The organism is Streptomyces sp. TOM-9 (assembly GCF_056858595.1).
Map to the genome: position 1 here is coordinate 7,334,219 of NZ_JBXEQB010000001.1, position 20,979 is coordinate 7,355,197.

The window sequence follows — 20,979 nt, forward strand, 5'->3', positions numbered from 1 at the left end:
GAGCACGCATGACCGTTCCCCCGCTGGGTACGCGCAGCCCCCGAGCCACCCCGTACGCAAGCAACGGAAAGGGAACGGCCATGACCGATTTCACCACTCCTAACGGTGCGCAGCCCCCGGCACAGCGTGCCCTGCACGAGATCGCCACCGGCGGTGACAACGCGGCCGCGCTCAGCACCCTGGCCGCCAGCGACATCCTGCTGCCGGTGCCGGGGGCGCCGGAGGAGTCCGCGGGGGACGGGGCGGAGCAGGAGACGATCAGCCTGCCGGTCTTCGAGCAGGAGGACGGGACGAAGCTGGTCCCGGTCTTCACCTCGGAGGTGCGCCTGGCGCACGCCCTGCCGAACGCGCGGGGGTACCGCATCCTGCCCCTCGCGGCGCTGAGCAGCGGCTGGCCGTCGGACGAGCTCACACTCGCGATAGACGCGGGGTCGCCGGACACGCTCACCATCAAGGGCGAGGGCGTCCGTGCGCTGGCGGGCCTGTCGGGCTGACCGACGGCCGTCCGGCCACCCGCGCGTGCCACGCGGGCCGCGCCCCCGGGGAGCGCGGCCCGCGTCGTGCTGCCCGGGTCAGAGCGGCCGGTAGACGGTCAGGGCCTCGTTGGCCTTGTCGATGACCAGGTCGCGCGGTGCGGGCGCCACCTCGCCGTCGAAGGCCAGGCGGACGCCGGGGTCCACGCCGCCGATCCGCAGCCGCCGCAGCAGGGCCGTGGTGGAGCCGGTGAGGGCGGCCGCGAGCAGACGGGTGCGGGCGTAGGGGCTGCCGGGGACGATGCGGACGTCGAGCTGCCCGTCGGACAGGGCACGGCGGCGCAGCGGCGCCGGGCCGATGCTGCGGTAGGCGCCGTTGCCGGCGAAGAGCATCCACACCGAGTGCCGCCGTCCGTTGATCTCCAGGTCGATCGGGGCGGAGGTGCGCAGCACGTGCACCGCGGCCAGCACCCCCGCGGGCCAGCTGCCCACGCGCCGCGACCAGCGTTCGCGGTAGCGGACCAGGTCGGGGTAGACGCCGATGCTGAAGGTGTTGAGGAAGACCGTGGACCGCGCGGACCCGTCCTCCCCGCCCGCGGCGTCGCCGGTCGGGGAGACCCGCGCGACGTCGACGGCGATCGCGGTGCCCTCCCGGGCCGCCCGTGCGGCGTCCTCGATGCTCTCGATCGACAGGTCCAGCGCGAAGTGGTTGTACGTGCCGCCGGGGGAGACGAGCAACGGCACACCGTGCCGCAGCGCGACCGACGCGGCGAGGCTGACGCTGCCGTCCCCGCCGTGGATGCCGAGCGCGCCGCCGGCCTCCGCGGCCTGCTGGGCGGCCTTCTCCAGCATCTCGGCGAGATCGTCGTCCTCGGAGCACTCCTCGACCACGGCCTCGGGCAGTGCGCCACGCAGCCGCTCGGCCGGCGGGCCGAGCAGCGGCGGAGGACCGGAGACCTCGTTGACCACCGCGTACAGCCCGCGGCCGTCGGGCAGGGCCGGGGCGTCGGCCCGGGGGGTCGGGGGCACCGCCAGCTGCCGCCCGGTGGGGACCAGGCCGCGTACGGCCAGGGCCGCGCCCGCGCCGAGGGCCATCCCGGCGGCGACGTCGCTGGGGTAGTGCACGCCGGTGTAGATCCGGGAGAACGCCACCGACCAGGCGACCGGCAGCACCACGGCGCCCCAGCGGGGCGATTCCAGGGCGACGCCCGCGGCGAACGCGGCGGCCGACGCGGCGTGGCCGGACGGGAAGGACGTGGTGCCGGGCTGCCGCGACAGCCGGCGGATCACCGGCACGGCGTCGAGGACCGGGCGGTTGCGGCGCACCGCGCCCTTGCCGACGGTGTTGACCACCGCCGACGCCACCGCCAGCGAGGCGGCGCCGCGGAGGGCGGCGCGCCGGCCGGTGCGGCCGCCGACGGCCGCGATGCCGGCCGCGACCCCGAACCACAGCAGCCCGTGGTTGGCGGCCCTGCTGAGCCGCGGCAGCACCGGCTCGGCGGCGGGCCACGAACGGGTCGCCACGTTCAGGAACAGCTCCTTGTCCCATGCGCTCAGGATCCGGCGCACAACGGCTACCTCCACGATCGATCGATTCCCGGGCGGTGCGGTCGGTGGGCGCGGGGCGCGCGGGGCCGGTGGACCGGCCCCGCGGCCCGCGTCGCGGTCGTGCGGCCCGTCAGGCCTCCGGGCGCATGCCCAGCGTCCGTACGACTTCCTGGACGTTGGCGTACCGCCGGTTGTCGCCGGGGAGTCCGTCCACCAGGTCGGTCAGGGGGTCCGGCGCGTGCCGGTCGCGCAGGGCCCGCAGCAGGTCGCCGCGCCGGGCGGGGAACGGCTCCCGGGTCAGATGCCGGCCGAGCTCGAACCGCACCGCCGTGCCCTCGGGGGCACCCGCCCAGGCCGGCCCGGTGCCGACCTCGGGGTCGTCGTCGGCGGCGGGTTCGGGGTCGTGCCACTCCTCGACGCGGGTGGAGTGCCCGGAGCGCAGCAGCTCGCGCAGCTCGTGCTTCATCTCGTCGTCACGGTGGACGCTCAGACGGTCGCTTCCTCGTTGCACGGTGGCTCCTTTCCTCAGGGGTCAGGTCTCTCCATCGTCTACCCGGACCAGGGATCCGATGCCTGTTGAATGCCCACAGAAGCGGATGAATCCCCGCACCGGGGGTACCAAACGGGCGAGGTGACAGGAGGCGAAAGGAAGGTGCGCGACCCATGAGCCGCTACCCCGGCGGGGTCGACCCCGCAGACCTGGATGAACGACAACTGGTGCAGGAACTGGAGTCGGTCCACCGGACCCGCCACGAGACGCTGCTGTACGGCTCCGGGGCGGCCCTCGACGCCCACAACTCGCGGATGGCGGCCCTGGAGGGCGAGTACCTGCGCCGTCATCCCCAGCGGATGGTCTCCGCCGGCCGTACGCGGGCCGGGGCGAGGGCCCGGAGCCTGCGCATGCCGGTCCAGGCGCAGCAATAGCGGACCGGGGGAGGAGCCCTCGCGGATCCGGGGCGCGCGGCCCCCCGACGGCCGCCGCACGCCTCTCCTGCCGCTCGCGGTCGCGTCCACTACCACCGGTGCCGGCGCGAGCCGCCGGAACCGCTCCGTGCCACGAATCCGAGCAGCCACAGCACCAGGACGACCAGGGCGGCCCACCACAGGACGTCGACCGCGAAAGCCGCGCCGAACAGGACGAGGGCCAGCAGCAGGACGACGAGCAGCGGGACCATGGGAACACCTCCTGGATTCCGGTTGCCCTGGATTCCCGGTGGCACGCAGCGGGATTCGCGCGCCCCGGCGGCGGGAGCGCGGAGCGCGTGCGAGGGTGGCGGCGGGGGCCGGGCTGTGGGCCCGGTCGCCGGATCCCGCCGGTCACCCGATCCCACCGGAGGTACGGATGCAGCGGACCTCACCGCCGGCCCCTGCCGGGCGCCTCGCGCGGGCCGGTCTGCGCCCCGACCCGGGGTTGCCGGTGCCGCGGTACTGGGCGGAGCGGCTGTCCGCGGGCATGCCGGGCGGTGCCGTGCCGGAGCCGCCCGGGGGCGGTGAGGCGGTGCGCGCGGCCGCCGCGGGGCACTGGGAGCGCCGTGGGCTCGCCACGACCGCGGCCGACACCGTCGCCGCGCCGGGCGCGGAGCCCCTGCTGCTGGCGCTGCTCGCCGCGGTGGACGGCGACGTCGTGCTCGCCAGGCCCGCCGCCGCCTGGCAGGCGCCGCTGGTGCGGACCCTGGGCCGACGCGCCACGACCGTGCAGACCCCCGCGGTGGGCGGCGGCGCACCCGACCCCTTCGCCCTGCTGGAAGCGGTACGCCGGGCCCGCGCGGAGGGCAGCGACCCGCGGGTGCTGCTCATGTCGGCCGCCGACGACCCCAGCGGGACGGTGACGCCCCCCGAACTGCTGCACGAGGTGTGCGAGGCGGCCGAGCAGTGCGGGCTCCTGCTGGTCTCCGACGAGACGTACGCCGACACGGTGCACCATCCGCACGAGACCGTGCTGCTCACCCCCGCCGAGATGCTGCCCGGCCGGACGATCGTCGTCGTGGACCTGTGCGCCGCCCTGGCCCCGCCGTCCTGGCCCGTGGCGATCGCCCGCTTCCCGGCCACCGCCGAGGGCGCGCGCCTGCGCGCCGCCGTGGCGGACCGCTGCGCCGGGCTGCGAGCGGTGCTTGCGGAGCCGGTGGCCGCCACGGCCGCCCACGCGCTCGCCGAGGGCGCCGACGTCCGGGCCCATCTCGCCGCCGCCACCCGCCTGCACGCCGCCCTCGGCGCCGCCTCGTACGTGGCGGTCACCCGCGCGGGCGCCCTGTGCCGTCCGCCCGAAGCGGGCTTCCACCTCTACGCCGACCTCGGCCCCCTGCGGCACGCCCTGGCGGCCGCCGGCGTCACGGACGCGCCCACCCTGGAGACCGCCCTGTCCGCCCGCCTCGGCCGCCCCGTCCCCGGCGGCCACCGCTTCGGCGACGACCCGTCCGCCCTCCACGTCCGCATCGACACCGGCCCCCTCCACGGCACCGACGACCCCCAGCGCCACGCCGCCCTCACCTCCCCGTTCCCCCTCGAACTCCCCCACGTCGCCGCCGCGTTGTCCGACCTCGAGTCCGCGATCACCGGCCTGGCCAGGGGCGCCGGCTGAGCCCCGCTGATGACGGTGACGGCGTGGAGACCACTCCGCGCCGATGCCCGGGCGTGGCGGCGCCGATGCCACGGCCGAGGTCGTCTGGCCGGGTACGAACGCGGGGCCGTCCGGGACGGGTTCCGCGAAGCTGCTGTCCCCCGGGGGGCGCGGTGTGCGTGCGGGCGGGTTCGGCACGGAGCCGCTGCGGGCGCGGTGAGGCGCCGGCGCAGGGCGCGCGTGGCCGCTGCGGCAGGGGCCCGCAGCGCCGTGCGCCCGCGCGGGCTGCGGGCCTCGGGTGGCCGGGGTGAGGCCGATGTGGGGCTGATGCGGCCCGTGGGCGTCGACCGTCGGTGCGACGGTGCTTCCCGGGGCGGGCCCGGCACACCGCGTGCCCGCGGCCGTGGAGGCGCCGGCTGCGGGTCGGCGCCATCCGCCTTCGCAGGCGCCCCGGTTGCGCACCCGCGCAACCGCCACAGTCCCGGTGCCCTGACGACGGCGCGTACCTGGGCCCCTGCCGGGCTCTCCGGCCGGTAGGCCGCGAGCAGCGCCCTGAAGTCGGGCCTGGACGGCGGGCTCCATCCGCGGACGCCGCGAGGCGGTCGGTGGCCGGGTGTCGTCGGGGGTGGCGCGAGCGCCTTCGGCACGGAGCCGGCGCGGGCGCGCGTGGCTGCCGGGGCGGTGTCGTCCGACCTGACGACGAGCGGCGTTCGGGCCGGATCGTTCGGGGATCCGCGAGCACCGTGTACCCCGCCTGCCGACGGGGCGGCCGCGGGTCCGGGGGTACCCCCGCCGGGAGGCGGTCAGTGGCCGGGGTGTTCGGCCGGGGTGTCGTCGGGGGTGGCGGAGGTGGTCGTGAGGCCGCGCAGGCGGCGCCAGAGCTGGGGGGCGGAGGCGATGAGGAGGGTGAGCGCGACGGCGAGCAGGACGCCCTGCCACGGCTCGGGGAAGAGGGTGCCGCCGAGGATGCCGATGAGCTGGTAGGCCGCCGCCCAGGCCAGGCAGGCGGGGACGTCGCCGCGGGCGAAGCGGCGGACGGGCATCTCGGCGAGCAGGCAGGCGACCATCACCGGAATGCGCCCGGCGGGTATCAGGCGGGACAGGACGAGGACGGCGACGCCGTGGTCGTCGAGCCGGCGTTGCGCGTCGGCGAGGCGTGCGGGGTCGGCGCGTTGCTGGAGCTGCCGCAGCCAGCGCGAGCCGTTGCGGGAGCGTATGCCGCGGTGGCCGAGCAGGTAGAGGCCCATGTCGCCGAGGAAGGCGGCGCCCGCGGCGACGACGAAGACCAGCGCGAGGGAGAAGGGGGCGGTCTGGTGGAAGGCGACGACGGCGGCGCTGCTGACGAGCGCGCCGGTGGGCACGACCGGCACGAGCGAGCCGAGCACGACCAGCAGGAAGAGCGAGGGGTAGCCGACCACCTGGCCGGTGGACTGCGAGGTGGTCTGCTCCGCGAGCAGGGTGAGTCCGCTCACCTGGCGGCCTCCAGCAGCATGCTCTCGCCGTGCTCCAGCCGGTGCACCGCCACCGCCGGTGCCAGCTGCCCGGCGAGCCGGACGAACTCCTCGCCGGGGGAGTGGAATTCGTGCGGGCGGACGGCGTCCATGCCGATCGGCCAGTACGTCCCGTAGTGGATGGGGACGGCGGCGCGCGGGGCGAGCCGCGCCAGGGCCCGGGCGGCGCGCCCGGCGTCGAGGTGGCCGGTACCGAGGAACGGTCCCCAGCCGCCGACGGGCAGCAGGGCGGCGTCGCAGGGGCCGACCTCGTCCGCCATCCCGTCGAACAGCCCGGTGTCCCCGGCGAAGTAGGTCCGTTCCTCGCCCACCAGCACGTAGCCGAGCGCGGGGGAGCGGCGCGGCCCGTACGGCAGGCGCCGTCCGTCGTGCGCGGCGCTCACCACGCGTACCGTCAGCGCGTCCACCTTCACCTCGTCACCGGGGGCGACCTCGGTCAGCTCCAGCCGCCGGTCCGCGGCGAGCCGCCGCAGCCGGGGCACCGCGGCGGGGGCCCCGCGCGGCACCAGTACCCGGGTACCCCGGGAGAGCCGGGCCAGCGAGCCGGTGTGCAGGTGGTCGGCGTGCAGGTGGGAGATGACGGCGACGTCCGCCAGGGCCGCGCCCGGCGGCGGGACCGCGCCGCGCCGCCTGCGCAGGTGGGCCAGGCGCGGGGCGAAGAGCGGATCGGTGAGCACGCGCACCCCCGAGTCCCGCACGGTCACCGTCGCGTGTCCCCACCAGGTGATCTCGACCGCCACTCGCGCCTCCTCGTCTCGCCCCGAGCCTATGCTCCGGCGCGCCCGCCGTGTGCCCCCGGTGCGCCGCGGGGCCCAGGGGGGACTGTGACAGTCTGGGGGTATTCGTGTTCGGGGACGCGCGGGGTCGTGCGCAGACGTGAGGGGACGAGGAGAGGGTGGGCGTGCTGCGTCGGTGGCGGGCCGCCGGGGGCGCGATCGTCCGCGTGCTGGTCGTGTGGGCGGTGGTGACGGCGACGATGGCCGTGCTCGCCGGGATCCTGCCCGACTTCCGCATCCAGTCGCCCGGCGGTGACAGCCCCACCCGCATCGCGGTGACGGCGGCGGCCGCCGCCGGTGCCTTCGGTCTGCTGAGCGCGCTGGTCTGGCCGGTGCTGGTCCGGGCCGTGCTGCTGGTGCCCGCGCTGGTGCTGGGCCTGCTGGTGTTCTTCCTCAACGGCTCGCTGCTGCTGCTCGCCTTCCGCTTCACCCCCGACTGGCAGGGCGACATCGCCCCGGCCACAGCCGTGGTGATCGCCGCCGTGATGTCGGCGGCGTCGTCCGCGACGAGCACGACGCTCGCCATGCGCGACGACGCGGCGTACGGCCGGCGCCTGGCGCGCCTGGCCGGCCGGCGTCGCGGTGGCGGGGGCCACGACACCGCCGGCGCGGACGGCACGAGGGAGCCGGGTTTCGTCTTCGTCCAGCTGGACGGCGTCGGGCACGACGTGCTGCGCGAGGCCGTGCGCCCGGTGACGCGCAAGGGGCGGCTGCGCCCCCCGGCGATGGAGACCGTCGCCGACTGGCTCGACGGCAGCCACCGCCTGGTGCCGTGGACCACCGACTGGAGCAGCCAGACCGGCGCAAGCCAGCTGGCCATCCTGCACGGCAGCAACGAGGACGTGCCCGCCTTCCGCTGGTACGAGAAGGAGACCGGGCAGGTCATGGTCTGCAACCGGCCCTCCTGCGCGGCCGAGCTGGAGCGCCGCGCGGTCGCCCGCACCGGGCGGCCGGGGCTGCTGGCGCCGGACGGCGCGAGCCGGGGCAACCTGTTCAGCGGCGGCGCCGAGCAGCTGGCGCTGGTGATGTCGGTGTCGACCCGCCGCCGGCGCTTCTCCGCCGACCGGCTCGCGATGGCACGGCTGCGGTCCCGGGCGGTCGGCGCCCCGGAAGGCGGCGATCCCGCGGCCGTCCTCGCCCGGGTCGGCGCCACCCGCTCCCGGACCGGCTACTTCGCGTACTTCTCCGACCCGGCCAACGCCGTGCGCACCGCCGCGTCCTTCTTCGCGGAGGTCGTCCGCGAGATCACCGAGTCCACGTCGGCGCGGCTGCGTCACGAGCGTCCCCGGGTGCGGCGCGGCGGCCTCTACCCCTTCCTCCGGGCCTTCGCCACCGTCGTCGAGCGGGACGTGGCGGTGGCGGCCGTCGTCGGCGACATGCTCGCCGGGCGGGGCGCCGTCTACGCCGACCTCGTCGCGTACGACGAGGTCGCGCACCACTCCGGGCCGCGCAGCCGGGACGCGATGCGGGTGCTGCGCCGTCTGGACCGCGCCATCCGCCTGATCGCCGACGCCTCCCGGTACGCGCCGCGCCCCTACCGGATCGTGCTGCTGTCCGACCACGGCCAGAGCGAGGGCGAGACCTTCGAGTCCGCGTACGGGCTGACCCTGCGGGACCTGGTCCGGGCGGGGTGCGGGCTGCCGGTGCGCCGCCGCGTGCGGGGCACGGCCAGCGGTGCCGAGGCGCGCGCGGCGGCCCGTGCGGCACTGCACCGCCCGGAGCACGGGGGCCGCGCGGGCGAGGAGCAGGAGACGGCCGGGCCGTCCTCGGACCCGGTGGTGCTGGCCTCGGGGAACCTGGCGCTGATCTCCTTCCCCGACCTCCCGGGGCGGGCGGACCGGCAGGGCGTCGAGGCCCGCCACCCGGCCCTGCTGCGGACGCTGGCAGAGCACCCGGGGGTCGGCTTCGTGCTGGTCCTGGACCGGGAGCGCGGGCCGCTGGTGCTGGGCGGGGACGGCGGCGAGCACGAGCTGGAGACGGGCCGGGTCACCGGCCGCGACCCGCTGGCGCCGTTCGGGCCGGGCGCGGCGGCCGCCGTGCTGCGCACCGCCCGCTTCCCGCACGCCGCCGACCTCATGGTCAACTCGGCGTACGACCCGGTCACCCGGACCGTGCACGCCTTCGAAGAGCAGGTGGGCTCGCACGGCGGCCTGGGGGGCGACCAGAGCCGCGCCTTCCTGCTGCACCCGTTCGACCTGGACGGTCCCGATCCGCAGGAACGCCTGGTGGGCGCCGGGGCCGTGCACGAGCTGCTGGGCGGCTGGCTCGGCCGCAAGCCCCTGGCGCAGGCGCCCCCGGTCGAGGACGGCAAGGACGAGCAACCGGTCGTCGGCTGACGCGCGCCGCGCACGGGACTGGTGTCCGGCGCGGGTCTCCTTCGGGTGGACCGCACGGCCGCCGGGGGCGCACCGGCGCAGGCCCGCCACGTACGGGTGATTGACCTACGGGCGCCGCTGCTGGACGCTTGCCCGCGATCGATCGATCGGACGGTGCGCGCGGGCGGGGGTCCGCGGGTGGGAGAGGCTGCGATGCCGTACTACGAGGACCTGAGCCCGTACGCCTACTTCACAGAAACGATTCCGCCGGACGTCTCCGCCCGGGCCGTCGGCTGGCTGGACCCCGCCCGCCCCTATACGCAGGCGGAGCCCTCCGAGGAGTTCGCCGACCGCCTCTTCGCCCTGTGCCGCGACCACCTGTGCGCCATCACCCACGGCTGGTACGGCTGCACCCTGTGCCGCCGCAGGCTGATCGGGGGCGGTCGCTTCCACCCGGTGAGCGTCTCCCGCGGCGGCGAGCGGATCCTCGTGGGCCACGGCGAGGTACGGGTGGAGGGTGGCGGCGGCACCTGGCTGATCGCACCCGACCTGGTCGTCCACTACGTCCTGGCCCACCGCTACGCCCCGCCCGAGCCCTTCGTCGAGGCCGTCCTGGCCGGCCGCGTCGTCGCCGGCTGCCGGTAGGCCCCGCCCGGCTCAGGGACTGATCGCGAGCACCATGTACGCCGCCAGCAGGGCCAGGTGCACCGCGCCCTGCAGCGGCGTGGCGCGTCCCGGTATCACCGTCAGGGTGCCCACGGCGACGGTGATCGCCAGCAGCACCATGTGCGTGGCGCCGAGCCCGAGCAGCAGCGGGCCGGACATCCACACCGAGGCCACCGCGACCGCGGGGATGGTGAGCCCGATGCTCGCCATCGCCGAGCCGAGCGCCAGGTTGAGGCTGGTCTGCACACGGTCGCGGGCGGCCGCGCGCACCGCGGCGATGGTCTCGGGCAGCAGCACCAGCAGGGCGATGACGACGCCGACGAAGGAGGACGGCAGGCCGGCGTACTGCACGCCCTGCTCGATCGTCGGCGACTCCACCTTGGCCAGCCCCACGACCGCGACCAGCGCCACCACCAGCAGCGCCAGGCTGAACATCGCGGCGCGGACGGTGGGCGGGACGGAGTCGTCCTCCGAGACGTCGATCACCTCGCCGCCCGGCTTCACCGGCAGGAAGTACGCGCGGTGCCGTACCGTCTGCGTCGCGACGAACAGGCCGTACAGCACCAGCGACGCCAGCGCGGCGAAGGTGAGCTGGGCGGTGGAGAAGCGCGGGCCCGGGGTGCTGGTGGTGAACGTCGGCAGCACGAGGCTGAGGGTGGCGAGCGTCGCCACCGTCGCCAGGGAGGCGCCCGTGCCCTCCGGATTGAAGACCGCCACCCGCCGGCGCAGCGCCCCCACCAGCAGGCAGAGCCCCATGATGCCGTTGCAGGTGATCATGACCGCGGCGAAGACGGTGTCACGGGCCAGGCCCGCGCTCTTCGGGCCGCCGTCCGCCGTCAGGGTGAGGATCAGCGCCACCTCGATGACGGTCACCGCCACCGCCAGCACGAGCGCGCCGTAGGGTTCCCCCACCCGGTGCGCCACCACCTCCGCGTGGTGGACGGCGGCGAGTACCGCGACGGCCAGGAAGACCGCGACGACCACGACCACGGCCACCGGCAGCGCCCGTCCCCACGTCAGGGCCAGCAGGACCACCGAGAGCACCGGGACGAGGACCGTCCAGTGCAGGGCGGACACGGGGAAGCGAGCGGTCATGCCTCCGAGACTGACAGCTCGTCAGGGTCGGCGCGACGCGGGGAGCCCGGACGTGCCGCCGCTCATCGCCCGGCCGGGGGAAACGCCTGTTCGGCCCAGATGGTCTTGCCGGCGGAGGTCTGCCGGGTGCCCCAGGCCTGGCTCAACTGCGCCACCAGCAGCAGCCCGCGGCCGCCCTCGTCGTCGGACAGGGCACGCCGCAGATGCGGGGCGGTGCTGCTGCCGTCGGACACCTCGCAGATCAGGGTGCGGTCGCGGATGAGCCGCAGCTGGATCGGCGGCGCGCCGTACCGGATGGCGTTGGTGACCAGCTCGCTCACCACCAGCTCGGTGACGAACACCGCGTCCTCCAGGCCCCAGGCGACCAGCCGCTCCGCCACCGCCTGCCGGGCGTCCGCGACGTGCGCGGGGTCGCCGGGCAGGTCCCACACCGCGACCTGGCCGTCGTCGAGCGCCCGGGTACGGACGAGCAGCAGCGCGACGTCGTCGACCGGACGGTCCGACGGGAGGGTCTTCAGGACGGTGTCGCAGGCCGCCTCCATCGTCGGGGCCGGGGCGGCCAGCGCGGCGCGCAGCCGCGCCAGGCCGGCGTCCAGGTCGAAGTCCCGGCTCTTGACCAGGCCGTCGGTGTAGAGCGCGAGCATGCTGCCCGCCGGCAGCTCCAGCTCGACCGCCTCGAACGGCAGTCCCCCGACGCCCAGCGGCGGGCCCGCGGACATCGGGACCATCTCGACCTTGCCGTCGGGGAAGCGCACGGCGGGCGGCGGGTGCCCGGCGCTGGCGAGGGAGCAGCGGCGCGCGATCGGGTCGTACACGGCGACCAGGCAGGTCGCGCCCAGCTCGCCGCTGGTCTCGGCGGGCGACACCTCCCGGCCGTGGCCGTCCTCGGGGTCCAGGTGCGAGACGAGGTCGTCGAGGTGGGTCAGCAGCTCGTCCGGCGCCAGGTCCACGTCCGCGAGGGTGCGCACCGCCGTCCGTAGCCGGCCCATCGTCGCCGAGGCGTGGATGCCGTGGCCCACGACGTCGCCCACGACCAGGCCCACCCGCGTGCCGGACAGCGGGATGACGTCGAACCAGTCGCCGCCGACCCCCGCCCGGGCCCCGGCCGGCAGGTAGCGCGAGGCGACCTCCACCGCGGCCTGCTCGCGCAGCCGCAGCGGCAGCAGACTGCGCTGGAGGGTCAGTGCCGTGGAGTGCTCCCGCGTGAAGCGGCGGGCGTTGTCGACGCACACCGCGGCCCGCCCGGCGAGCTCCTCGGTCAGCGTCAGGTCGTCCTCGGTGAACAACTCCGGCCGCGCCCAGCGGATGAACACCGCCACCCCGAGGGTGATGCCGCGCGCCCGCAACGGCACCGCCAGCACCGAATGGATGCCGTACTCCTGGACCTTGGCGTCCCGCAGGCTGTTCTGCGCCAGCCACAGCGTGAAGTCCGGGTGTCCCAGCCGGCTGAGCACGGGCCGGCCGGTCGCCAGGGCCCGGGACGGCGGGGAGAACTCCGGGTAGACGTCGAGCTCGCCGAGGTCGACGGCCGCGTCCGGGGCACGGCCCGACGCGGTGCGGTGGGCGACCCGGCGCAGCTCCACGCCGAGGCCGGGCGGTCCCGGCGGGGGCTCCTCGCCGTGCAGCACCGAGTCCAGCAGGTCCACGCTGGCGAAGTCGGCGAAGCGCGGCACGGCCAGCTCCGCGAGCTCGTCGGCGGTGTGCACCACGTCCAGTGTCGTGCCGAGCCGCGCGCCGGCCTCGTTCAGCAGGGCCAGCCGCCGGCGCCCCCGGAACTGCTCGGTGCTGTCGAACGCCGCGCTCGCCACGCCCCGGATCCGGCCCTGCGTGTCCCGCACCGGCCACATCTCGGTGCTCCACGCCCGGTCGCCGACCGTGGCCCCGGCGGCGGCGGGGCTCTCGTAGTGCGCCGGCCGCCCGGTCTCCGCGACCTGCCGCAGGTGGGCGTTGAACCCGCGGCGACCCTCGTCGTCCAGGAGCGCCCCGGAGAACGGCCGGCCGGTCAGGTCCGCCGCCGGGACACCGATCATGTCCGCCGCGGCGTCGTTGACCCGGTGGTAGCGCAGCCCGGTGTCGTACGTGGCCATGGCGACGGACGACTGCTGGAAGGCCCACAGCAGGAGCGCGGTGTCCGGGTCGGTGCGGGAGGCCGTCACGACACAGCCGCCGGGCCGTTCGTCGGCGTCCAGCGCGGGGGAGACCCGTACGTCGAGGTCGAGTTCCCGCCCGTCCCGCCGGTGCGCCCGCACCCGGCCGCGCCACTCCCGGTCGAGCGCGATCGCCTGCGCCTGCGCACCGAACACCTCGGCGAGGGGCCGTCCCACGGCTTCCGCCGCCGCGTGTCCGAGCAGCCGTCGTGCCCCCGCGCTCCATCCCGTGACCACCCCCCGCGCGCTGACGGTGACCACGGCCGTGGCGGCCGGGTCCCCGGGGTCACTCGTGTTCATCGTCGGCGATCACACACCCGTCGCAGTCCCTACCTCCCCAGGGTGCGCGCTCCGCCGGGCACCATCAAATCGGCCGGGGCCGCCCCCGCGGCCGAGGTGACGGTGGCCTGCGGCCACTGTCGGTGGCGGCGGCGATACTGCCGCCATGCGCGCGAGCCGGCTGGTCTCCCTCCTCCTGCTCCTCCAGTCGCGGGGGCGGATGACCGCCGCGGAGCTGGCGGCGGAGCTGGAGGTGTCCGTACGGACGATCTACCGCGACGTGCAGTCGCTGCACGAGGCGGGCATCCCGCTGTACGGCGACGCCGGGCACGAGGGCGGCTACCGGCTGCTCGACGGCTACCGCACCCGGCTGACGGGCCTGACCGCCGACGAGACGCAGGCGTGGTTCCTGGCCGCCCTGCCCGATCCGGCCGCGCAGCTGGGGCTCGGGGAGGCCGCGGCTGCGGCCCGGCTGAAGTTCAGCGCCGCGCTGCCGCCGGCGCTGCGGGAACGGGCGGAGCGGGTGCGGGGGCGGTTCCTGCTGGACGCGCCCGGCTGGTACAGCTCCGAGGAGCAGGTGCCGCACCTGCCCGTGGTGGCCGACGCCGTGTGGAACCGGCAGGCCGTACGGGTGCGGTACCGCCGCTGGCGCGAGCCCGCCGAGACCGACCGCAGACTCGAACCGTACGGCCTGGTGCTCAAGGCGGGCCGCTGGTACGTGGTCGCCCACGACGGGAGCGACCCGCGCACCTACCGGGTCGACCAGATGCTCGAGGTGCGCGCCCTCGACGAGACGTTCGCGACCCCGCCCGGCTTCGACCTCGCCGCGTACTGGCGGGAGTACCTCGCCGGGTTCCACGCGCGGCTCCACCGGGACGAGGCCCTGATCCGGGTGTCACCGCGCGGTGCCGAGCGGCTGCCCGCGCTGCTGTCGCGCCCCGTGGCCCGGGCGGTGGCCGAGGACGGCGAGCGGGAGCCGGACGGCTGGCTCCGCGCCCGCGTGCCCATCGAGTCGGTCGCGCACGCGCACGGTGAGTTCCTCAGGCTCGGCGCGGACCTCGAAGTCCTTGCGCCGGCTCCGCTGCGGGAGATGCTGGCGGAGTCGGCGCGGGCGCTGGCCGCCCTCTACGGGCCGCCGCGATCCACACCGCCGCCCCTGCGGCCGCCACCGCGCTGAGACCGGCGACGGCCGCGAAGCCGGTCAGCAGCCCGGCGCGGGCGGTGACCGCCGAGGTCCCGAGCATCACGGCCACGGTCGCGGCGAGCCCGTACGCGTTCGCCGTCCCGAAGGCCCGCCCCACGCGGCCCTCGTCGACCGCGGCCATCAACAGCGTCCGCGAGGCGATGCGCGCCTGCCCGAAGACGAAGGCCCCGGCCGGCACGAGCAGCAGCAGCCCCGTCACCCCGAACCGGGGCTGCAGCGCGAACAGCACGGCGCAGAGCGCGAAACCGGTGAGCGCGAGCCGAAGGTCCCCCAGCCGGGCCCCCGTCCGCCGGTACGCGGCCGCCGCGAGCAGGAAGCCCGCACCGCCGAGCGCGTCCACCGCACCGACGACGGCGGCGCCCCGGTGCAGCCCGGCGATGACCAGCACCGGCATCAGGGCGTTGAAGACGGTCACCACCACGCTGCCCTGGGCGTACAGCAGGACCAGCGGGCCGAGCGGCGCCCGCGACGGCACCGGCCGCACCGCGGCCGAGGCGGCGGTGCCCGAAGCGACGGGCTTGCCCGCCCCGCGGCCGGTCGCCAGGACGAGGACCGCGGAGGCCACGAAGGTCGCCGCGTTGAACACGAACAGCGGGGCAGGGCCGGCGAACTGCAGCGCGAGACCGCCCACCGCCGCCGACAGCAGCATTCCGCTCTGCAACGCCATCTCGTAGTGGGCGTTGAACCGCCGCAGCCGCCCCGCGGGCACCCGCTCCTTGATCAACGCCGCGCTCACCGGCACGAAGAGCGCGGCCGTCACGGCCAGCGCGAAGTTGCTGCCGTAGACGACCGCCCCCCGCGGCCAGCCCAGGACCGTACCCAGCGCAGGCACCAGGGCCACGGCGGCGCTGAGCAGGTCGCAGCCCGCCCACAGCGCCCGCCGGTCGAAGCGGTCGGCGACCCGGCCGAACAACGGCGACAGCACGGCCTGGGGGACGGCGACGGCGATGAAGAGCCAGCCCACGTCGAGCAGCGAGCCCTGGGCGCGCACCATCAGCAGGGCCGCGGCGATGAGCTGGATGTTGTTGCCCAGGGACGTGATGAACACGGCGGGCAGGAGGAGACGTTGCGTTCGTCCGGTGGTGGTCACGGGGAACGATGGTCCGGCTCTCCGCTGACGTCTGCTGTCAGGGGGTGTGGCGGGGCGGCCCGGGTTAATCGGTGGACGGGCCGCCGTCGTTCCCGACAGCATTCCGCCGATGACACGAACAGACACACCCACCGCATGGGACGAGCGCTCCGCGCTGACGACCCTCCTCGACTACGCCCGCGACACCGCCCGCGCCAAGTGCGAGGGCGTCACGCCCGAGCACGCCCGCAGCGCCCCGCTCCCGGGTTCGCCGCTGATGACGCTCAGCGGACTGGTCAACCACCTCCGCTGGGTCGAGTACTACTGGTTCGAGGTGGTGTTCCTCGGGGGCGAGGACGAGGGCCCCTGGACGGAGGAGGACCCCGACCGCGAGATGCGGATCGCCGTGGACCTCCCCCTCGCCGACCTGCTGGCGGACTACGAGGCGCACACCGCCCGCTACCGTGAGCTCGTCGCCGGGCTCGACCTGGACGCCGTCGCCAAGCGCCCCATCCGCGACGGCCGCCACCCCAACCTGCGCTGGATCCTGCTGCACCTCGTCGAGGAGACCTCCCGCCACAACGGCCACCTCGACCTCCTGCGGGAACTGGTCGACGGCACGACCGGCGTCTAGCGGTGTCAGTCCTCCGCGATACGTTCCACAGCGAACACACAAGATCGACCACGAACGACCCAGGGGTGGGCAGCATGAACGAGACGAAGGACACGAGGGAGAAGCGGCGGATACGCGTCGCCGCCACGGTGGGGGCCGCCGCCGTCGCGCTGACCGCGACGGCGGGCTGCAGCGCCGCGCGTGACACGGCGGACGCGGTGGGCACGACGGACTCGATCGCCCGGATCCTCGCCCGCGTCAGCAGCCACACGGAGAAGACCGGTTCGGCCGAGGTCGACATGTCGACCTACCTGGGTCAGGGCAGCCCCATCACGATGAAGGGGACCTACTCCTGGGGCAAGGGCGTCGCCTACGACGTCATGATGGACACCTCGGCGGCGCAGATGCAGCCGCTGCAGGACGACCCGCAGCTGCGGGCGCTGATGGTGGACGGCGCCTACTACTACAACGTCGACCCGCAGCCCGCCGGCCTGCTGAAGGGCAAGCACTGGCTGCGCGTCGACGTCTCCGCCGTCCTCGGCAAGGAGGGCGCCGCCGCGGTCGCGAAGGGCGGGGACCCGACAGCGGGGCTGCGCTACATCGAGCTGACCGAGGACGTCGAGGACCTCGGGGAGCAGACGATCCGCGGCCGCGAGGCCCGTCACTACCGGGCGACCCTCGACAAGAGCCGACTGGGCAAGCTGGGGAAGTCCCTCTCGCCCTCCGAGGAGAAGAGCATCTTCAACTCCGCCACCGGGCCGGTGGACGAGATCACCATCGACGTCTGGGTGGACGGCAAGGACCTGCCGGTCCGCATGGTCCAGGTCATGGGCAAGGCGAAGGTGACCATCGACTTCCTCAAGTTCGGCGGAACCAAGGCCGTCACCGCGCCCCCGGCTTCCGACACGGCCGACTTCAGCTCGCAGTTCCCCTCGCAGCAGCAGGGCTGAGGAACCCGACGGCCGCCGAAGTCCCCTCCCACCGCCCCGGGTCGCGCCATCAGGCAGATGGATCCGGGGCGGGCCGAGCGGCGCAGCGCCCCTCAGGGTCGCCGCTCCGCCGCGAGCGCGGCCAGTCGCGCGGCCGCCGCGTCCCAGGCCCGGCCGTCCGCGGCCGGCTCGTACGTCCGCAGCGGCTGGGTGGCCGCGACCAGCGCCCGCATCGCCGCCAGGCCGTCGGGGCAGTCGCCGAACGCGCCGGCGGCGCGGGCCTGGACGAGGATGTTGCCCAGGGCCGTGGCCTCGGTGGGGCCGGCGACGACCGGGAGCCCGGTGGCGTCGGCGGTGAAGCGGCACAGCAGTTCGTTGCGGGAGCCGCCGCCGACCAGGTGGACGCGGTGGATCTCCCGGCCGGCGAGCTCGGCCGCCTCGCGGAGGGTGCGGCGGTGGGCGAGGGCGAGGCTCTCCAGGATGCAGCGAACGACCGCGCCGTGCGACGCCGGCTGCTTCTGGCCGGTCCCGGCGCAGAAGGCGCGGATCCGGGCGGGCATGTCACCGGGCGCCAGGAAGAGCGGGTCGTCCGGGTCGATGAGGGCGGCGAAGGGCTCCGCGGCGGCCGCCGCGGCGAGCAGTTCCTGCAGGGGCAGGCCCTCCTGCTGCTGCTCCCAGGTGCGGCGGCACTCCTCCAGCAGCCACATGCCCATGATGTTGCGCAGGTAGCGGATGGTGCCGTCGACGCCGCGCTCGTTGGTGAAGTTGGCCAGCCGCGAGGCCTCCGTGAGCACCGGGGCGTCCAGCTCCAGTCCCGCCAGTGACCAGGTGCCGCACGAGATGTACGCGAAGTGCGGCCCGGTGGCCGGGACCGCGGCCACCGCAGAGGCGGTGTCGTGCGAGGCCACGGTGACGACGGCGGTGTCGGCCGGCAGCCCCGTGTACGCGGCCACGTGGGGCAGGAGCGTGCCCGCGTGGGTGCCCGGGCGGCGCAGCGGCGGCAGCAGGCGCGGCTCGATGCCGAGCCGGCCGGGGAGTTCCTCCGCCCAGGTCGCGGTGCGCGCGTCGAAGAGGCCGGTGGTGGAGGCGTTGGTCTCCTCGGCGCCGATGCCGCCGGTGAGCCAGTGGGTGAGCAGGTCCGGGATCATCAGCAGCGTCCTCGCGGCCGCGAACTGCGCGCCGTCGCGGGCCGCCGCCAGCTGGAAGACCGTGTTGAAGGGCAGGTGCTGCAGCCCGGTGACCGCGTACAGCTCCTGCGCGCCGACGTCGTCCCTGACCCGCTCGGCGACGTGCTCCGTGCGGCTGTCGCGGTAGTGGTGGGGGATCCCCAGCAGGGCGCCGTCCGCGTCGAGCAGTCCGTAGTCCACCGCCCAGCTGTCGATGCCGACCGACGTGACGCCGTCCCCGGCCCGCGCCGCCAGGCGCAGGCCGTCCAGGCTCTCCCGGAACAGGGCGAGGACGTCCCAGTGGAGCCCGGTGGGCAGCCGTACGGGGGTGTTGGCGAAGCGGTGCACCTCGTCGAGGACGAGGTGGTCCGGGCCCACCCGGCCGAGGATGACGCGGCCGCTGGTGGCGCCGAGGTCGATGGCGGCGAATGGCACGTGGGCCCCTCGTGTTCTGGTCGTTCGGGTCGGAGCGACGGGTGCGGTCGGTGCGGTGCGGCGCGCCGCGGGGGTCGGTGGGTCGTACGGGTGCGGGGGAGCCGGTCGGCCGGCTCCCCCGCGCGGTGCGGTCGGCGTCAGCGCAGGAACGCCGCGGCCACGCCGGCGTCGACCGGGACGTGCAGACCCGTGGTGTGCGTCAGTTCCCCGCCGGTCAGGGCGAAGACCGCGTTGGCGACGTGCTCGGGGAGCACCTCGCGCTTGAGGATGGTGCGCTGGGCGTAGAACTCGCCCAGCTTCTCCTCCGGCACCCCGTACGTCGCGGCGCGCTGGGCGCCCCAGCCGGAGGAGAAGATGCCCGAGCCGCGGACGACCCCGTCGGGGTTGACGCCGTTGACGCGGATGCCGTGCTCGCCGAGCTCGGCCGCCAGCAGCCGGACCTGGTGCGCCTGGTCCGCCTTGGTGGCGGAGTAGGCGATGTTGTTGGGCCCGGCGAAGACCGCGTTCTTGGAGGCGATGTAGACGATGTCGCCGCCGAGCTTCTGCGCGATGAGCACCCGGGCCGCCTCGCGGGAGACGAGGAAGGAGCCGCGGGCCATGATGTCGTGCTGGAGGTCCCAGTCGCGGGCGGTGGTCTCCAGCAGCGGCTTGGAGATGGAGATGCCCGCGTTGTTGACCACCAGGTCCACGCCGCCGAAGGCCAGCAGGGCCTCGTCGAAGGCGGCCCGGATGGCCTCCTCGCTGGTGACGTCCACGGTGACCGCGACCGCGCGGTCCGGGCCGCCCAGCTGCTCGGCGACGGCCCGGGCGTTCTCCGCGTTGAGGTCGGCGACGACCACGCAGGCGCCTTCCGCCACGAGGCGGTGCGCGATGGCCTTGCCGATGCCCGAACCGGCCCCGGTGACCAGGGCGATGCGGGTGGCCAGCGGCTTGGGCTTCGGCATCCGCTGGAGCTTGGCCTCCTCCAGCGCCCAGTACTCGATGCGGAACTTCTCCGCCTCGTCGATGGGGGCGTACGCGGAGACCGCCTCGGCGCCGCGCATCACGTTGATCGCGTTGACGTAGAACTCGCCCGCCACGCGGGCGGTCTGCTTGTCCTTGCCGTAGCTGAACATGCCGACGCCCGGGACGAGGACGATCGCCGGGTCGGCGCCGCGGATGGCGGGGGAGTCCGCGGTGGCGTGCCGGTCGTAGTACGCCTGGTAGTCGGCGCGGTAGGCGGCGTGCAGCTCCTCCAGGCGGGCCACGGCGTCCTCGAGCGGCGCGGTGGGGGGCAGGTCGAGGACGAGCGGGCGGACCTTGGTGCGCAGGAAGTGGTCGGGGCAGGAGGTGCCGAGCGCGGCCAGCCGGGGGTGCTCCGCGTGCGCGAGGAAGTCCAGGACGGGCGCGGAGTCGGTGAAGTGGCCGACCTGCGGGCGGTCCTGGGAGGCGATCGCCCGCAGGACCGGGGCGAGGGCGGCGGCCCGGGCCCGGCGCCCGGCCTCCGGCAGCGGCTCCCAGCCCGGCAGCGGGGCGCCGAACGGGTCCTGCTTGCCGTGGCGTTCCAGGAACTCCTCGGCGGTGCGGATGATCCACAGGGCGTTGCGCTCGCACTCCTCGGAGGTCTCGCCCCAGGCGGTGATGCCGTGACCGCCGAGGACCACGCCGACGGCCTGCGGGTTGGCCTCCTTGATGGCGGCGATGTCGAGGCCCAGCTGGAAGCCGGGGCGGCGCCACGGCACCCAGGCGACCTTGTCGCCGAAGCACTCCTGGGTGAGCTTCTCGCCGTCGGCGGCGCAGGCCAGCGCGATGCCCGAGTCGGGGTGCAGGTGGTCGACGTGGGCGGCGTCGACGAGGCCGTGCATGGCCGTGTCGATGGAGGGAGCGGCGCCGCCCTTGCCGTGCAGGCAGTAGTCGAACGCCGCGACCATCTCGTCCTCGCGCTCGGGGCCGGGGTAGACGGCGGTCAGGGCGCGCAGCCGGTCCAGGCGCAGGACGGCGAGGCCGGCCTCGGTGAGCGTGCCCAGGTCGCCGCCCGAGCCCTTGACCCACATCAGGTCCACGGCCCCGCCGGTGACGGGGTCGGTGGCGGTGGCCTTGGCGGAGGCGTTGCCGCCGGCGTAGTTGGTGTTGCGCGGGTCGGCGCCCAGGCGGTGGGCGCGCTCCAGCAGCGCGGCGACTTCCGGATGGGTGGCGGGTGCCATGGGGGTGTCCTTC

17 protein-coding genes and 1 pseudogene are annotated in these 20,979 nt (G+C 75.5%); 8 read left to right on the forward strand and 10 right to left on the reverse strand.

The window, feature by feature from the left end:
• Positions 1-80: 80 nt before the first annotated feature.
• On the forward strand, positions 81-494 hold the full coding sequence (locus tag AC1VWI_RS34000) for an SseB family protein (protein ID WP_499514843.1): 414 nt from the start codon (positions 81-83) through the stop codon (positions 492-494).
• A 78-nt stretch (positions 495-572) separates the two neighbouring features.
• On the opposite strand, the gene AC1VWI_RS34005 is transcribed toward AC1VWI_RS34000, so the two are convergent.
• Positions 573-2,042 (reverse strand): bifunctional phosphatase PAP2/diacylglycerol kinase family protein, encoded by a 1,470-nt coding sequence (locus AC1VWI_RS34005; protein ID WP_499516981.1) that lies wholly within the window; start codon positions 2,040-2,042, stop codon positions 573-575.
• A 109-nt stretch (positions 2,043-2,151) separates the two neighbouring features.
• Positions 2,152-2,532: a DUF2795 domain-containing protein gene (locus AC1VWI_RS34010; RefSeq protein ID WP_499514844.1), complete on the reverse strand. Its 381-nt coding sequence runs from the start codon at positions 2,530-2,532 to the stop codon at positions 2,152-2,154.
• 152 nt (positions 2,533-2,684) lie between these two features.
• On the opposite strand from AC1VWI_RS34010, the gene AC1VWI_RS34015 reads away from it, so the two are divergent.
• Positions 2,685-2,945, forward strand: a complete 261-nt coding sequence (locus AC1VWI_RS34015; RefSeq protein ID WP_499514845.1) for a DUF6158 family protein — start codon at positions 2,685-2,687, stop codon at positions 2,943-2,945.
• Positions 2,946-3,034: 89 nt separating this feature from the next.
• On the opposite strand, the gene AC1VWI_RS34020 is transcribed toward AC1VWI_RS34015, so the two are convergent.
• Positions 3,035-3,196, reverse strand: a complete 162-nt coding sequence (locus AC1VWI_RS34020) for a hydrophobic protein (RefSeq protein ID WP_499514846.1) — start codon at positions 3,194-3,196, stop codon at positions 3,035-3,037.
• A gap of 167 nt (positions 3,197-3,363) precedes the next feature.
• Here AC1VWI_RS34020 and AC1VWI_RS34025 point away from each other — a divergent pair, with 167 nt between their 5' ends.
• Complete coding sequence (locus AC1VWI_RS34025) at positions 3,364-4,599, forward strand: aminotransferase class I/II-fold pyridoxal phosphate-dependent enzyme (protein ID WP_499514847.1); 1,236 nt, start codon at positions 3,364-3,366, stop codon at positions 4,597-4,599.
• A 782-nt stretch (positions 4,600-5,381) separates the two neighbouring features.
• Here the strand turns inward: AC1VWI_RS34025 and AC1VWI_RS34030 are convergent.
• Both AC1VWI_RS34030 and AC1VWI_RS34035 read right to left on the reverse strand, forming a co-directional pair.
• Entirely contained in the window at positions 5,382-6,050 is a 669-nt protein-coding gene (locus AC1VWI_RS34030; RefSeq protein ID WP_499514848.1) for a DedA family protein, read from the reverse strand.
• A complete protein-coding gene (locus AC1VWI_RS34035; RefSeq protein WP_499514849.1) occupies positions 6,047-6,829 on the reverse strand; it encodes an MBL fold metallo-hydrolase in 783 nt (260 codons plus the stop codon). Before AC1VWI_RS34035 ends, AC1VWI_RS34030 begins: the two co-directional genes overlap by 4 nt.
• Positions 6,830-6,984: 155 nt before the next feature.
• On the opposite strand from AC1VWI_RS34035, the gene AC1VWI_RS34040 reads away from it, so the two are divergent.
• Both AC1VWI_RS34040 and AC1VWI_RS34045 read left to right on the forward strand, forming a co-directional pair.
• Positions 6,985-9,201 (forward strand): phage holin family protein, encoded by a 2,217-nt coding sequence (locus tag AC1VWI_RS34040; RefSeq protein WP_499514850.1) that lies wholly within the window; start codon positions 6,985-6,987, stop codon positions 9,199-9,201.
• Between the two features lie 192 nt (positions 9,202-9,393).
• Positions 9,394-9,825, forward strand: a complete 432-nt coding sequence (locus tag AC1VWI_RS34045) for a DUF7919 family protein (protein WP_499514851.1) — start codon at positions 9,394-9,396, stop codon at positions 9,823-9,825.
• Positions 9,826-9,837: 12 nt separating this feature from the next.
• On the opposite strand, the gene AC1VWI_RS34050 is transcribed toward AC1VWI_RS34045, so the two are convergent.
• Both AC1VWI_RS34050 and AC1VWI_RS34055 read right to left on the reverse strand, forming a co-directional pair.
• Entirely contained in the window at positions 9,838-10,941 is a 1,104-nt protein-coding gene (locus AC1VWI_RS34050) for a calcium:cation antiporter (protein WP_499514852.1), read from the reverse strand.
• A gap of 62 nt (positions 10,942-11,003) precedes the next feature.
• A complete protein-coding gene (locus AC1VWI_RS34055) occupies positions 11,004-13,388 on the reverse strand; it encodes a SpoIIE family protein phosphatase (RefSeq protein ID WP_499514853.1) in 2,385 nt (794 codons plus the stop codon).
• A gap of 145 nt (positions 13,389-13,533) precedes the next feature.
• Between AC1VWI_RS34055 and AC1VWI_RS34060 the strand changes: the two genes are divergently transcribed.
• A complete protein-coding gene (locus AC1VWI_RS34060; protein WP_499514854.1) occupies positions 13,534-14,544 on the forward strand; it encodes a helix-turn-helix transcriptional regulator in 1,011 nt (336 codons plus the stop codon).
• Between the two features lie 109 nt (positions 14,545-14,653).
• On the opposite strand, the pseudogene AC1VWI_RS34065 reads toward AC1VWI_RS34060, so the two are convergent.
• Positions 14,654-15,763: pseudogene (locus tag AC1VWI_RS34065) on the reverse strand (MFS transporter); the annotation flags it as partial.
• Between the two features lie 7 nt (positions 15,764-15,770).
• Here AC1VWI_RS34065 and AC1VWI_RS34070 point away from each other — a divergent pair.
• Entirely contained in the window at positions 15,771-16,274 is a 504-nt protein-coding gene (locus AC1VWI_RS34070; protein WP_499514855.1) for a DinB family protein, read from the forward strand.
• A gap of 74 nt (positions 16,275-16,348) precedes the next feature.
• Positions 16,349-17,203, forward strand: coding sequence for an SCO4651 family lipoprotein (locus tag AC1VWI_RS34075; protein ID WP_499514856.1), 855 nt, complete (start codon positions 16,349-16,351; stop codon positions 17,201-17,203).
• A gap of 92 nt (positions 17,204-17,295) precedes the next feature.
• Here AC1VWI_RS34075 and AC1VWI_RS34080 read toward each other — a convergent pair whose 3' ends face one another.
• Together AC1VWI_RS34080 and AC1VWI_RS34085 are read right to left on the reverse strand one after the other, a co-directional pair.
• Positions 17,296-18,783, reverse strand: a complete 1,488-nt coding sequence (locus AC1VWI_RS34080; RefSeq protein ID WP_499514857.1) for a rhamnulokinase — start codon at positions 18,781-18,783, stop codon at positions 17,296-17,298.
• A gap of 137 nt (positions 18,784-18,920) precedes the next feature.
• Positions 18,921-20,966, reverse strand: coding sequence for a bifunctional aldolase/short-chain dehydrogenase (locus AC1VWI_RS34085; RefSeq protein ID WP_499514858.1), 2,046 nt, complete (start codon positions 20,964-20,966; stop codon positions 18,921-18,923).
• Positions 20,967-20,979 lie beyond the last annotated feature (13 nt).

Coding starts and splice junctions, on each gene's coding strand:
- AC1VWI_RS34015 (WP_499514845.1), top strand. CDS start 2,685: ATGAGCCGCTACCCCGGCGGGGTCGACCCCGCAGACCTGGATGAACGA.
- AC1VWI_RS34025 (WP_499514847.1), top strand. CDS start 3,364: ATGCAGCGGACCTCACCGCCGGCCCCTGCCGGGCGCCTCGCGCGGGCC.
- AC1VWI_RS34075 (WP_499514856.1), top strand. CDS start 16,349: ATGAACGAGACGAAGGACACGAGGGAGAAGCGGCGGATACGCGTCGCC.
- AC1VWI_RS34045 (WP_499514851.1), top strand. CDS start 9,394: ATGCCGTACTACGAGGACCTGAGCCCGTACGCCTACTTCACAGAAACG.
- AC1VWI_RS34050 (WP_499514852.1), bottom strand. CDS start 10,941: ATGACCGCTCGCTTCCCCGTGTCCGCCCTGCACTGGACGGTCCTCGTC.
- AC1VWI_RS34085 (WP_499514858.1), bottom strand. CDS start 20,966: ATGGCACCCGCCACCCATCCGGAAGTCGCCGCGCTGCTGGAGCGCGCC.
- AC1VWI_RS34060 (WP_499514854.1), top strand. CDS start 13,534: ATGCGCGCGAGCCGGCTGGTCTCCCTCCTCCTGCTCCTCCAGTCGCGG.
- AC1VWI_RS34055 (WP_499514853.1), bottom strand. CDS start 13,388: ATGAACACGAGTGACCCCGGGGACCCGGCCGCCACGGCCGTGGTCACC.
- AC1VWI_RS34020 (WP_499514846.1), bottom strand. CDS start 3,196: ATGGTCCCGCTGCTCGTCGTCCTGCTGCTGGCCCTCGTCCTGTTCGGC.
- AC1VWI_RS34000 (WP_499514843.1), top strand. CDS start 81: ATGACCGATTTCACCACTCCTAACGGTGCGCAGCCCCCGGCACAGCGT.
- AC1VWI_RS34070 (WP_499514855.1), top strand. CDS start 15,771: ATGACACGAACAGACACACCCACCGCATGGGACGAGCGCTCCGCGCTG.